Source organism: Paenibacillus sp. FSL E2-0177 (assembly GCF_037992975.1).
In the GTDB taxonomy this organism is placed as follows: Bacteria; Bacillota; Bacilli; order Paenibacillales; family Paenibacillaceae; genus Paenibacillus_AQ; species Paenibacillus_AQ odorifer.
Window position 1 is genome coordinate 596,727 of the sequence record NZ_CP150307.1, and the last position, 12,949, is coordinate 609,675.

Here is a 12,949-nt window from a genome sequence, read left to right on the forward strand (position 1 = left end):
CGTTGCTAAATGACGCATTGAATTTGTTGAAGGAAAAGACGAAAGGTCATATTGACTCTCGAGATACCGAACGAGCGACATTATTGAGCTGGCCAGGTAATCCGAAAATTCAGGTAGAAGGTGACCCGGAACCTTATCTTGCAGATAAACTGGTCTTTGCAGAATATCTGCAGGAACGCCGTATCGATGCAGTCTTTGAGGTTGAGCAACTTGAGGTTTCAAAGTTAACCGGTGTCCTAACGATCCCCAGCCCTCTGAAGGTTGGAGATCAGCTTATTGTTTCTCGGATGACAGGCCAGCGGTATTATGTGCTCGGGAAGGATGTGGGCAGTAGTGGCGGATAGTTTTTTTCCTGAGTTAGATATATCGGACATTGGAGAAGTCGAACTTACTGAATCTGTTGTATCGGCTACGAAATGGACGTACTTAATCGATTACCGTAATCGACGCGCCGTTCTTACTGAAGATGGTTACCCGAAGAAGACCAGCACTTATGAAGAATATCTAGTTCAGACAGCACTCAAGATTCTGAATACTGAGCGTTTCAGGTATGTGTTATACGGCGAGGAGGTTGGCGTGGAGAGATCGGAGTGGTCTACTTGGGAGGATGTAGAGATCAAACGAGATATGGAGGAAGCTTTGACTGCTCATACCGAGATTGTGCGTGCTGAGGTGCGATCGATGATTCGAGAAGGACAGGAGATGCATCTTAGAATATTGATAACTGGCTTAGCGGGTCAAGTGGAACTGGAGGAGGCGATTAGTGTATGACCATTAAACTGAGTGATTTACCGTCACTCCCCTACATGCCTATCCTAGAAGAAGAGCCGGAGGAAATCTATCAACGTTGGGTTAACCGTGCCAGAGCCTTGGCGCTTGAACGAGGGCTACCACCGCCGCCAACAGGAGAAGGAGAATACTTTTATGATCTTTGGTATCCACTTGCGTTAGAGCTTGCGGAGCAGCAAATGCTATGGACTTATGGATTCGTTCAAGGGTTTCCGATTTGGGCAGATTCCGAGTATCTTGATGGTCACGGATGGGCTGCAGGTCTTATCCGCAAGGATGGGGAGAGTGACGATACATTTCGCCTACGGATGTTGGAGCGTGCTGCTACCGAAATCGGGAGCGGACGTCGCAAAGATTATGAAACCTGGGCCACGGAGATGTCCGGTGTTGGTGGAGCGATAGCGCGTGAAAAAGAACGCCATGATAACTCCATCGATCTTTATTTAACCAACCTGGATGGACAGCCCATCACAGAGGATTTCGCTGAGATGGTCAAAGCATGGATGTGGGAGGAGCGGCGGATCGCTGGGCATGATTTATTGGTACATCCGGCTCCGGTCTTTAATGTACGCTTAGAGACACGCTTGCTAACGTCTAGCGGTACAGATCTGACTGTGCTGGCGGCAACCATTCAGCAACGTGTATTGGATTACGCAAGCGGACGGTCCAAACTAATATACAATTACGTGGCTGCCTTGCTACTATTGCCAGGCGTGGATGATTACGAGAGTTTGACCCTCAATGGGGATGAGGAGGATATTGTTCTCCCCTTGTCGTCTGTTTTGAGAGTGGAAGTGATCCTGCTATGATTCCGCTTAGATACCGCGAAATGCTGCCACCGTATTGGTATGAGATCGATATGGCAGACCGTCATTTTTCAGTTTTTGAGAAGGAAATGGACGATCGTTTGCAAACTATAGACGATCTGAGTAATCAGTTTATTCTGCGAAGATCGACCTGGGCGTTGTGGATCTGGGAATGGATGTACTTCCGGAAGACTCAAGAGGGAAGTGATGATGAGCGTAGAGAGGCGATACGCCGGAAGCGCTGGGGCGACCGACCTTTTAAGCTACCTCTATTGCGGGAACTAGGGAATCAGCATGGAAAGCTGAAAAATGTTTCTGAGGACTTTTTAGCAAAAGAGATCCATTTTGAATTTTCCTTAGTTCAACCGTTTAACATGGCGGGTCTGCAGGCTGATTTTGAATACGTGCGTCCGGTTCATATTCGTCGAGCAGTATTTAGTTCAGCAGTTCCGACGCAAGTCATTAATATAAAAGGTACTGGGTACTCTCATGGAGTAGACTTCCCGATTTGCGGGTTTGAAGTGCCGTTTGGAGGAGGGGAGTAATGGCAGACGTTATTAAGCAGTTGCTTCTGGAGAAGTTGATTTCGAATTTGAATGGCCACATCGTCAGCGCGCAGGTGAATATAGGAGGCGTTCAGACGACGTATCCTATTTACAACACGGTTGTAGCTGGACTTTCTGTTCGAAAGTACATTTATATAACAGAGACGCAAGCCGTCGGCAAACAGCTTTTAGGCGCAGCCTTGCTGGATGCTGAAGGTAACATACTGGCAGACCACCCCCTTACCGTTACAAAAAACGATAAGGGGTTTTTGATTGCCTTTGAAATAGTTTTGAGATTGGAGGCGAATGTTGGTGGCGTATAACAAGCAGCAATGGAGGGACGAGATTCCCGATCTGACCAAGCCGATTAAGGATGCCTCAGGAAAGCAAAAGACTGATCCACAGACAGGGCGCCCGCTTTATGAATTAGTCCAGGAGGGTACGAGGATTACATCGGCACGCTTGAATCATATTGAGGATGGTATTGAGACCGTCAATGAGCTTGTGGATCAAAATACTGCAGATATTGATACGCATAAAAAAGATGCGGTTAAGCACATAACGGCTACTGAAAGAGCGGAATGGAAAGCCAAGGAGACACCTGCCGGTGCTCAGACTAAAGCAGATGCTGCTCTATCAGCTGCTAAAACCTATGCAGATACTGCGCTACTTGCAAAGGCAGATAAATCATCCACTTACAGCAAAACGGAGACGGACCAGCGTATTCAAGCTGTGGTCGGTGCTGCACCGGACGCTCTCGATACACTTAAAGAAATTGGGGACGCACTGAATAATGATCCTAACTTTGCGGCCACGGTCACCAATCAGCTTTCGGGCAAAGTGGATAAGGTATCTGGAAAACAACTTTCAACAGAGGATTATTCTTCTGCCGAAAAGGCGAAGTTGGCCGGGCTCACTCCTGGAGCTGGTGCTGCGGGATCGGCTACAGACACTACGATAGGTAACCGTACTGCGGATCCCTCGATTGCTACACCCTATAGTTTAACGGGCACTATTACTCAGTGGTTCTCATGGATAGCTAAGTATTTTAAAGCTATCACAGGCAAAGCCAATCCTTTTGACGCCCCTGACATCACACTAGCCGCGACTAAGACGCACGTTGACGACACTACAAGGCACATCACATCCTCAGAGCGTACTGCTTGGAACGCAGCAGAGAGTAACGCCAAGAATGCATCTATTCCCAAGACAGAAAAGGGTGCTGCCAACGGCGTTGCTGCTATGGACGCGGCGAAGCTTATTCTTGGAAATGGTATTCGATTAGGTGCTACTCCTTACTACGGACAGCAAGCATTCCTACTGTCGTTAGCAGCAGTCAGTAACCAGAAGGCTGATATTATTATCTCCGGTCCTGTACACGGTAGAATTAAAGTCACCCTAGCAGGGGCTTATGCAGGTAATGATGCTAAAGGGGCACTGGTCAAGACTTACTCTGTTATTCTCAGCCCACCGAACGTAGTTAACAGTGCACCGTCAAGATATATTGAAGCAACAGATGACTTACCAGGACATATTGCTATAGGTGAGGTCGCTTATGATACCGCGAATTCGCGTTTCTTCATCCCAATAGAAGCGCGAACTTCTGTCATCAATACCTTTGCAATCACTGTAGAGACTTGGTCGTCTGTTAGAGATGCCACCATCTCTTTGTCGCCTGTGTACACTGGAGCTGCTACTACACTTCCAAAAGCAGTACAGGTACTAGAAAACAACGTACAGCTTCTAAACGGTAAAGAGTTTCAAAAGCACCAACTTACGGAGAATGACGGATTAGCCAAAGCGTCTCCTTCTGACTTGAACACTCTCATAACTACGGGGATATACAATGTGAATGGTTCAATTCTCAATACACCTGTAGCAAGTGCGGAATCTATTGTAGAAGTGTTTAGGAGACATGCATCACAAATTGTACAGCGGGTTACGGTAGTAGCGGCATCTGACCGCACGTTTGTACGTCACTCTGTAGACACCGGAGCAACTTGGACTACGTGGATAGAGATCGAAAACGCATCTAGAAAGAACGTAGCTAGTGGTTACGCTGGACTGGACGCTAATGCTAAGGTCGCGCGCGCTAACACGTACAGTGACTTAGGCGGATCCGGTGGCGTGATTTCTAACTTAGATACTGCATACAGCGCTGGGGTTTACTCAGTGGCTAACAATGCCACAGGAACTCCAGAAACGTGGTACGGGCAAGTCTTGATACATGTAAGCGCTGGGGATACCCACGACAACGCGACTAATTGGATATGGCAGATGTTCTTTAGTTCCAGCGGCAACACCTATGTACGCCGAAAAATAAATGTGACCCCTTGGACGGCTTGGGTTCCTATGTGGACGGGCTACAATGATGCCCCTCTATACATGACTCGTAGCCAGATAGCAAATAACACAGACTTTAATACCCTTACAGCTAACGGTATCTACATCATCTACCAGCCTACAGGAACCACAAATGCTCCACCTGTTACGTATGGTGTCCTCTCCATATCTAAAGCGGGGACTAACTATGTAAAGCAAGAAGTCATGGATGTTTTAACAGGGGATGTTTATTCTCGTGTGGGTAACATCGGCGCTTCGTGGACTCCTTGGGTTGTTAACATCACCAGTGCCGGGGGTAAGTTTACCGGGCCTGTGTCGAGAACTTATAGTGCTGAATCGGTAAAACTAAGCAACGTAGCTTCTTACAAGAGTACACAAAATAATACAGGCACAATTAAGATAACCCTTCCGGTCGGTTGGAACGCAACCATGATGACCATGAAAATAACGGGGTATGAGTACGCAGCTAATCGCGGGGCGTGGGAGCTTATCCTTGGCGGATACAACTTCACTAACGCTTGGAGCATGACCTCAGCTTTAGCGGATTCGGCGGCAGGGGTTTTGCCGTTTACGTCTGTGCGGTTTGCCTACGATGGCAGTAAGTGCTGTATCCTCTTGGGGACTACTACCAACGTAATGCAGTACCCGCACATAGAGGTAACAGAGGTGTTAGCGTCTCACGTTGGAGCTAGTGCCTTAGCCTCTGCGGGTAACTGGACGATTACAAATCTCACAAGTGAAACAGGGATAGCGAATATTGTGTACGTGCCGATCAAGTGGGGTAACTCTGACACCCTAGGCGGATTCGCCCCGGCACTAGCTACTGCGGCTAATACAGTACCAGTCCGCGGATCGGACAAAAAGATCATGGAGGTACCTTTAGCACGCGGGTACACCTATGACAATTTAGTAGTGACTACATCGAATGTGAGCATGCTAAACTACATGCCAGTTGGTGCGGGCATGTATGAAGCCAAGGGGTACTTGAGACTTACATCTCCTGCCACCGTAGAAGTGAACGTTACTTTCTACGATGGTAAAGCTCAAACCTCAGTAATGCTACCGTCACAGCTTTTGGAAGCTAAGAGCTACCACCTGCCCACACTATTCCTCGCCGCGACTTCGGCAAGTACAATCTCAATTGAGGTTAAATCTAGTGTGGCTAATGTTGTTTACATCTCAGCGGTGATTGAGGAGGCATAAGGTATGGCAGAGGTAACATGGGTAGGCAACGCTAAGCCACCCCAAGTGCTTGAGGGCGCTAAGGTATTTTCTGGTACTGGAACAATGAAAAATAACGGGGCTATTAATATAGTCCCGTCTATCTACTCCCAACGTATAGAGGAAGGGTACCACAACGGATTGGGAGGAGTTGCAGGCGTTTCAGTCCCAGCCGCAAAGGTATTGAACGATACGACAATAGCGGGCGTTACAGGAACAATGCCCAATAGGACTAGAGCCGGAGACAGCCTAACCTATACTACAGCCTTGTCAGCTAAAGGCGATGGAATGGGAAGCCTTGTCATGGAACCTCAGACGGGGTACTATGCTTCTGGACTTAATTCCGGCGGGTACGGGACACTCCTAGCAGTAGACGCAAATTTTGTACCCTCTAGCTTTTTGTCTACTAAAACAGTATTTGGTGTTAAAGGGAGTGTTCCCGTTATTACCAGTGGCTCAGACCCGGCAGTAGGCGTAGGGTTGTGGCCTGACGGCGGTCTAGCTGTATATCCTTCTGAGGGATACCGTAAAGGCGGTTCAGGTGCGGGGGAAATCAAAGTTACAGTAGAGCAAATGAGAACCGTCATGTCTATTTTAAAACTCAGCAGACAAACGGTAAGCATTCCACCTAATGGTAACGTTAATATAGACGTATCATCTGTGGGTAACTTTTTCAAATGCTTAGCCTTGAAAGACGGTTACGGGTATGCCTATTTTGAGAAGTTCGAAGGCATGAACAGAGGGCTTACCGTTGATTCAATGCTAGGGATATCCCATGTTGATGGCGCCACAACCATACTGCTACGAAACTACAGCGCGGTCACTTTAAATCTCGTTCTAGTAATCCATGGGACTGCTTAGAGCGGGGAAACTGCTAGTTTAGAGAGGGAGGAGATGTGGTTATGGCAGAGGTAACTTGGGTAGGTAACGCAAAACCCCAAGAGGTAATAGAGGGCGTTAAGATATTTGAGGGAACTGGAACCATGAAGAAACAAACAGACTTCTATGTACCAGTCACACTGTACGATGCCTCCTTTGGGCGAGTGGCTTTTTCACAGGCAGGCGGTGTGTACAACGGTTACCACGATGAGACTACCAAGTACACAGTGGAAGAACCTAACCTACAGCCAGAGAATATCCCTAAAGACATGATCATGTTTGGGATACAAGGCACTATGGCTGCTGCTAGTGCAAAAGTTGTGCGTTCCACATATTTAAACGTCCCAGCGCAAAGTTCAATTTCTGTAAAGGAATCGGCTCCTTTTAATACCATTGAAATGATGATTATAGACTCATATTTCGTTGCGCAAATACCACATTCTGTGATTTACAAAAGACCTGGGGAATCCTATAAGTACATGACGGTAAAGGGACAGTCAAACCCGTTAGAGGTTAGTAATATAACTCTATTGGATGGGAAGCCCTCCTTTACCTTAACGAATCCAGCGGGGTTCTCACAAAACTGCTACTTGATAAGCTATGGAACGTAACTTTTCAACAAAATATTCCAATCTATTATGCCTTGTTTGTTTTAAAACTACGCCATATAGGCGTTTTTATTTTGCCCTCGGATCCCCGGGGGCTGTTTATCAGAGGTAGGAAGAGGGGGAGTAATGATGTCGGGAGGTGGCGGAGTTATGGGCACCGAGGATAAATTAGTAGAGATTCAAATTCAGTTGGCCAGAATTGAAAAAACACTTGAAGCGGTACCGGCATTGGCATCAACAATCGAGGCTACACGTGATTTAGCACGAGAGGCTATGCAATCTACTAAATCAGCACATCATAGGCTAGACAGGATTGAGGACGCACAGCGTTGGCTTTGGAGGACTGTTGGCGGGGCAATCATTACAGTGATTATAGGGGCCATTGTGGTGGCTATCAGAATGGGAGGGAATTAAGTGATTAAAGATAAATACCCGATTGAACGGCGTTATATCAATAAGCGTCAAAATGTACGACCCGGCACCCGTTTAACATCGGGAACGCCGGGTTTTTTAGTTGCTCATGATACAGGTAATCCAGGGGCAACGGCGGATAACCACTTTACTTATTTTCAAAATCTTAAAGAACGCTCAGCCTCGGCTCAGACATTCATTGACGATAAAAAGATATTAGAGATCATCCCAACAGGTACGGGGCCAGATCCAGCAGAAAAGGCTTGGCATGTCCTATACAGTGTTACAACTGACAATAAACTTTATGGAGATGATGCTAATGATATCGCATTAGGTGTGGAGCTATGCTATGGAGGTAAGATAAATGCCCTTGAGTCGTATAAGCGTTTTGTGTGGTATATGGCCTTTTGCTGTGACAAATGGGGACTTAACCCACTGACGCACATCCCAAGCCATAAGCAACTAGATCCTGCACGTAAGAGTGATATTGATCAGGCATTAGCTACAATTGGTAAAACACTTAAGAATCTCCTTTATGATGTGGTAGCTGAGATGAAAGAGCAGCCAGTTGTAATCAATACACCTGCTGTTGTACAGTTACCGGCTAGTGTAGCCCAACGTCTAATTGATGATTATGTATCTCCAGCTTGGTTTGTAGCTCAACAAGCAGGTAATCAAGTGGAAACAACTCATTTGCACAACCTAGCTGATAACCTGAGACTGGCCTCATGTATCCCGTTGCAACCTGGATCAGTAGCACCTTTTAAACAGTTGTATAAAAGTAACGCTCAGGAGCTTATTTTTAGATGGCTTTCTCCAGGATGGTTTTCTGCTCATCGTAAGGGAGATAAGTCTGGAATGGATTACTTCAAAAGTACGGCCGATCATTTGAGACGTGCTGCGGGGATGCCAACAGAATAAGGGGGAATTTACTATGAATAATGAAGCACTGAATAATGTTCTAGCTTTTGCATCTGTTTTAGCAGCATTTGTGTTTGCAGGAGTACAATTTGTGAAGGCTACCGTTAATGTACCTAAAAATATTTTGCCCATGATTGGTTTAATGATCGGCTTATTGATTGGTGCAGCTGCTCAACCGTTTACTGAGTTGGGACTTGTTCTTCGATTATGGGCAGGTGGGCTTGCAGGGCTATCGGCAACGGGGTTGTTTGAGCTGGCTTTTAGCAAGAGAGATGGTACTACAAAAGAGTGAAGCGTCTGCCCACTGGCTTCGGCTGGTGGGCTTTTTCTCATTTACAAAATGATTCCAAATATAATATAATGATGCAAATCCGAAAGAATCGGTGAAAGGAGTCCCACTTTAAGGGACTCCTTTTTTAATCTGTATGGGGGTGGAGTACTTGGCTTCAGGTGTTTGCGCATTATGTAAGCAAGAAAGTGAACTTATGGAGAGTCATATTATCCCGAAATTTATTGGTAAGTGGCTTAAGGAAACGTCTGCCACTGGTTATCTTAGAAGTGCTGTGAATGTAAATAGGCGTACACAGGATTTAAAAAAGACACCGTTGCTATGCAATTCGTGCGAACAAATCTTCTCTGCTAACGAAAAATTGTTTGCAGAAAATATATTTAAACCCTTCCAAGATGGGCAAACAAAGTTTGACTACGATGAATGGCTTATAAAATTCATAACCTCATTAAGTTGGCGTGTCGGTACTATGGAGAGGTTAGACCCCAAAAATGATATGTCTGATTCACTGCGACATGAACTCAACATAGCATTAGATACTTGGGGAGAATATTTGTTAGGTAGAAGTAGTGAATTTGGAAACTATAAGCATCATATGTTTTTTCTTGACAGACTTGAATCCGTGCCGGCAGGTGAACCAATCCCTGACCACACAAACGCTTATTTTTTACGAACTGTAGATGCTACAGTGGCTAACAATGAAAATACTGTTTTTGTGTATTCTAAAATGCCGGGAATATTTTTTGTTTCGCATGTGCTCCCTAACAACATGACTGGATGGAAAAGTACAAGAATACATCGTGGAGGAAGGGTGAAGATTCCCCAAAGTTGTGCAGCCCTGGGAGTAGGAGATTTTTTAAAGCATAGAGTAGAGTTTGTAAATGGATTCGTTTCAAATATGTCTGATGATCAACGAAAGAAAATTGTAGATGCTGTCTCGAAAGATCCCGACAGATTTGAGAGATCACGATCAATAGACGTTCTTAAAGCTGATCAGATATTAAGAGATCACAATAAAAATAATAAAGATTACTAACTCCCCTCTTAGGAGGTTTTTTTTGTATCTTGAAATAAGAACTAATGTTCGGTTATAATACAAACAAACGTTCTTATTTTTGGAGGCGATCACATGAAAATGAGTGTTGGCCAAACAGTTGAGATTATATACCAGGACAAAACGGAAAAGATTACGCAACGCAAGATCGAGGTCCATGGTATTCGTGACGGTCGTATCCGGGCTACATGCCTGACCACCAACTCGCCCCGTGTATTCTTAGAATCCAGTATCCTGTCATGGCAACCCATACAGGAGAGACGATATGCCTAAAGATCGTGTAATAATGTTGTCTGACTGCCAAAGCTTTTATGCTTCTGTAGAAAAATCTTCAAATCCTCAATACAGCAAAAAGCCACTCATTGTGGCTGGAGATCCAGCACGCCGGAGTGGCATTGTATTGGCGGCTTGTCCTATTGCCAAAAGCTACGGAATTACTACAGCTGAGACGATACGGGAGGCATTACTTAAGTGTCCAGAGGTTATAATTGTCCGCCCACATATGCAACGTTATATAGATGTATCAGCACAGATAACCGACATTCTACGCACCTTCAGTGACCAAGTTGAACCATACTCAATTGACGAGCAATTCATTGATGTTAGTGGTAGCCTTACATTGTTTGGAGGACCGATAGAGATCGCCAAGGCAATACAAGACAAAGTGTGGCAGGACACTGGGGTATATGTAAGAGTAGGTATTGGCAACACAAAGGTAAAGGCAAAGATAGCCTGCGATTTATGGGCAAAGAAAAATGCTAATGGGATATTTACACTTACACCAGAGCTACTGCCTTCAATGCTCTGGCCACGTCCGATTGGGGATTTGTTTATGGTCGGTCGCCGTATGACAGCTCATTTCAGTAGCATGGGTCTGATAACCATTGGGCATCTTGCGCAACTAGAGTTGGCAGAGCTGAAGTGGAGGATGAAACAGAAGTTCCGTAAAAACTGTGATATCGACGCAGAGTTATATTGGCGTATTGCCAACGGAATCGACGATAGTCCAGTAAATCAACACACACATGAGTTACCACCCAAGAGTGTAGGACACCAAATGACCTTACCAAGGGATTATCGCAACTTATATGAGATTAAAACCGTGCTACTGGAGCTGTGCGAGCTGGTGTGCCGGCGCTGCCGCCGTCTTAAGGTGAATGGTGCGGTGATATCGGTAGGGGTTAGGGGAGCGGACTTTGATGCACACACGGGTTTTTCTCGGCAAAGCGTGATGTCTGATCCCACCAACGCCACCAATCTGGTATATGAAGCCGCAAGGGCGTTGTTTCAACGCCACTGGGATGGACACCCAGTTCGGAGTGTAGGAGTTAGTCTTTCCACGCTCACAGACGAAGACCAGTATCAGTTGACGATGTTCGAAACGCGACCTCGCTTCCGCGAGCTCGAGCGGGCAACTGATGAGCTAAAGAACAAATACGGTGATGCAATTATCGGCAGGGCAGCATCCTTTTCGGATGCCGGATTGCTCAAGGACAGAGCTGGTAAAATCGGAGGACACTACAAATAATGCCCTGCGGATCTTAATGATCTGCAGGGCTTCTTTTTTTACAATGTATACTTGAAAGGAACTTGAGTTGTACTGGGATATAATCCCGCGGATTTGTTGTAATAAGAGTTAAACTGTTTTACTACACTTCTCTCTTTACCCGATTACTATTTATTCAGTATCCTCCTCATCTTTCGTATATTCAATTAATTCTGAAATATGGGTTAGATTAAAAAACTTCAAAAGAGTTTCCAAATGCTCCAGAGGCCAATGCTTCGCAGTGTTCTTCTCCATATCACTTAATGTGTTCCATCGAATACTTGTGGCCTCACTTAATTGGCGTACACTCAGCTTTTCCGCTTCTCTTAGTTCTTGAATTTTTAATCTCAACATACCTTCTCACCTCACCATAACTATACAATATCTTGTAAACAAGCTCAACGTTTTTCGTTGACATTCAACGATATTCGTTGTATAATTATAAGTGTAGAGGGGAGGTGAACAGAGCTTATGAAAGATTGGGCAAACTTAGCAGTCTCCATTGTAAACTTGGCAACAGCACTAGTCCTACTGAGGAAAGCGACAAAGGAGACAAAAGAAAAAGGAACCAAACGCCGCCGGGCAGGCAAACGTAAATAGGTTCCCGGAGAGCAGGGGTTGCGCCCCCTGCTCTCCACCCAATCATAACATAAATGGTTTGAACGATACAATCAGCCAGCGGGCATACGCGGAGGGGTACGATGAATAAGAGTGAGACAGAAAAAGCGGTAAAGTCAGCCAATGGGCTGAAGGTAGCATATCCATTAGATGAGATTGAGCAGCTATTTGAGCAATACGAAGAAGCGGCCGATGCTCTGCAGGAAAAGATCGACCGCTTGGAAGGCATGGAGGAATTAGGAGAAATGTTTCAGGAACGACTTGATAAATACAACGAGCGAATGGAAGCACTGGAACGTGCAAAAGAGGCTCTGGAAAGCTTACGGGATACATTCTCAGAGTTTGAAGAAGCTTTAGGGGATTTAGAGAATGCAGTATAATATGGGGCTATTGCCCGTCAACATGAAGGAGGAACCAACATGCTGAACACAATCATCTGGATCATAATTGGTGCCGCGCTGATCGTCTCTGTAGCCGCTCTGCTTAAAGCCAGAGGGCGGCGTTAATGCTACCTGCTCACGTAAGACTGGCAGAAATGTATCATCTGCACAAGGCAGGCAAGCTCACAATGGAGCACGGCCCGGAGCTGCTGCAGTGCTTGCAGATCAATGAACGGTACTGCTGGGACATGATGAAGCTACAGCAGCTCTCTGCTTTTGCTATGAATGTACGAGATGATGAATGGTTTGAAGAACTACGAATCCGGATAGATGCACTTCGAATAACAGGTAGAGCCCCGAGGAGTGGAGGGGGATAAATCCAATCATATTCTTCTAACATTTCTTCTAACCAAACTTCTAACGGCTACTAAATATCTACAAACCCTTATAAGTATCTAAACAACATTTCTCGTATATAATTAAGTCTTGCAAACCCTTATACTACCTTATAAATACTTGCTTGGTCGCACTCGTAATGC

General features: G+C 45.5%; 18 protein-coding genes. 17 read left to right on the top strand and 1 reads right to left on the bottom strand.

Annotated features, from left to right (window positions below; genetic code table 11):
* Nucleotides 1–2: 2 nt before the first annotated feature.
* The 14 genes from MHI25_RS02710 (at nucleotide 3) to MHI25_RS02775 (ending at nucleotide 11,394) form a co-directional block, all read left to right on the top strand.
* Nucleotides 3–344 (top strand): hypothetical protein, encoded by a 342-nt coding sequence (locus MHI25_RS02710; RefSeq protein ID WP_076138588.1) that lies wholly within the window; start codon nucleotides 3–5, stop codon nucleotides 342–344.
* Nucleotides 334–771: a DUF2634 domain-containing protein gene (locus MHI25_RS02715; RefSeq protein WP_256715244.1), complete on the top strand. Its 438-nt coding sequence runs from the start codon at nucleotides 334–336 to the stop codon at nucleotides 769–771. The genes MHI25_RS02710 and MHI25_RS02715 overlap by 11 nt, the downstream gene beginning before the upstream one ends.
* Nucleotides 768–1,598: a baseplate J/gp47 family protein gene (locus MHI25_RS02720; protein WP_340394929.1), complete on the top strand. Its 831-nt coding sequence runs from the start codon at nucleotides 768–770 to the stop codon at nucleotides 1,596–1,598. Before MHI25_RS02715 ends, MHI25_RS02720 begins: the two co-directional genes overlap by 4 nt.
* A complete protein-coding gene (locus MHI25_RS02725; protein WP_340394930.1) occupies nucleotides 1,595–2,140 on the top strand; it encodes a hypothetical protein in 546 nt (181 codons plus the stop codon). Before MHI25_RS02720 ends, MHI25_RS02725 begins: the two co-directional genes overlap by 4 nt.
* The gene (locus MHI25_RS02730; RefSeq protein ID WP_340394931.1) at nucleotides 2,140–2,463 is read left to right on the top strand and encodes a hypothetical protein; all 324 of its coding nucleotides are present in this window, start codon (nucleotides 2,140–2,142) and stop codon (nucleotides 2,461–2,463) included. Before MHI25_RS02725 ends, MHI25_RS02730 begins: the two co-directional genes overlap by 1 nt.
* Nucleotides 2,453–5,686: a pyocin knob domain-containing protein gene (locus MHI25_RS02735; protein ID WP_340394932.1), complete on the top strand. Its 3,234-nt coding sequence runs from the start codon at nucleotides 2,453–2,455 to the stop codon at nucleotides 5,684–5,686. The genes MHI25_RS02730 and MHI25_RS02735 overlap by 11 nt, the downstream gene beginning before the upstream one ends.
* A 3-nt stretch (nucleotides 5,687–5,689) precedes the next feature.
* Nucleotides 5,690–6,565 (top strand): hypothetical protein, encoded by an 876-nt coding sequence (locus tag MHI25_RS02740; RefSeq protein ID WP_340394933.1) that lies wholly within the window; start codon nucleotides 5,690–5,692, stop codon nucleotides 6,563–6,565.
* Between the two features lie 41 nt (nucleotides 6,566–6,606).
* Nucleotides 6,607–7,194 carry a hypothetical protein gene (locus MHI25_RS02745; RefSeq protein WP_340394934.1) on the top strand — a complete coding sequence of 196 codons (588 nt, stop codon included), beginning with the start codon at nucleotides 6,607–6,609 and terminating at the stop codon, nucleotides 7,192–7,194.
* Nucleotides 7,195–7,317: 123 nt separating this feature from the next.
* On the top strand, nucleotides 7,318–7,605 hold the full coding sequence (locus MHI25_RS02750) for a hemolysin XhlA family protein (RefSeq protein ID WP_340394935.1): 288 nt from the start codon (nucleotides 7,318–7,320) through the stop codon (nucleotides 7,603–7,605).
* Nucleotides 7,606–8,523 carry an N-acetylmuramoyl-L-alanine amidase gene (locus MHI25_RS02755; RefSeq protein ID WP_340394936.1) on the top strand — a complete coding sequence of 306 codons (918 nt, stop codon included), beginning with the start codon at nucleotides 7,606–7,608 and terminating at the stop codon, nucleotides 8,521–8,523. It abuts the gene before it with no gap.
* Between the two features lie 13 nt (nucleotides 8,524–8,536).
* Nucleotides 8,537–8,815 (top strand): holin, encoded by a 279-nt coding sequence (locus tag MHI25_RS02760; protein ID WP_340394937.1) that lies wholly within the window; start codon nucleotides 8,537–8,539, stop codon nucleotides 8,813–8,815.
* A gap of 148 nt (nucleotides 8,816–8,963) precedes the next feature.
* Entirely contained in the window at nucleotides 8,964–9,848 is an 885-nt protein-coding gene (locus MHI25_RS02765; RefSeq protein ID WP_340394938.1) for a hypothetical protein, read from the top strand.
* Between the two features lie 93 nt (nucleotides 9,849–9,941).
* Complete coding sequence (locus tag MHI25_RS02770; RefSeq protein ID WP_340394939.1) at nucleotides 9,942–10,139, top strand: hypothetical protein; 198 nt, start codon at nucleotides 9,942–9,944, stop codon at nucleotides 10,137–10,139.
* Nucleotides 10,132–11,394, top strand: coding sequence for a DNA polymerase IV (locus tag MHI25_RS02775; RefSeq protein ID WP_340394940.1), 1,263 nt, complete (start codon nucleotides 10,132–10,134; stop codon nucleotides 11,392–11,394). The genes MHI25_RS02770 and MHI25_RS02775 overlap by 8 nt, the downstream gene beginning before the upstream one ends.
* Before the next feature lie 150 nt (nucleotides 11,395–11,544).
* Here MHI25_RS02775 and MHI25_RS02780 read toward each other — a convergent pair whose 3' ends face one another.
* Nucleotides 11,545–11,766, bottom strand: coding sequence for a helix-turn-helix transcriptional regulator (locus MHI25_RS02780; RefSeq protein WP_340394941.1), 222 nt, complete (start codon nucleotides 11,764–11,766; stop codon nucleotides 11,545–11,547).
* Nucleotides 11,767–11,883: 117 nt separating this feature from the next.
* On the opposite strand from MHI25_RS02780, the gene MHI25_RS02785 reads away from it, so the two are divergent.
* From MHI25_RS02785 to MHI25_RS02795, 3 genes are all read left to right on the top strand, one after another.
* The gene (locus MHI25_RS02785) at nucleotides 11,884–12,012 is read left to right on the top strand and encodes a hypothetical protein (protein WP_256715247.1); all 129 of its coding nucleotides are present in this window, start codon (nucleotides 11,884–11,886) and stop codon (nucleotides 12,010–12,012) included.
* Between the two features lie 101 nt (nucleotides 12,013–12,113).
* A complete protein-coding gene (locus MHI25_RS02790) occupies nucleotides 12,114–12,410 on the top strand; it encodes a hypothetical protein (protein ID WP_340394942.1) in 297 nt (98 codons plus the stop codon).
* Between the two features lie 125 nt (nucleotides 12,411–12,535).
* The gene (locus tag MHI25_RS02795; protein ID WP_340394943.1) at nucleotides 12,536–12,787 is read left to right on the top strand and encodes a hypothetical protein; all 252 of its coding nucleotides are present in this window, start codon (nucleotides 12,536–12,538) and stop codon (nucleotides 12,785–12,787) included.
* Nucleotides 12,788–12,949: the final 162 nt, after the last annotated feature.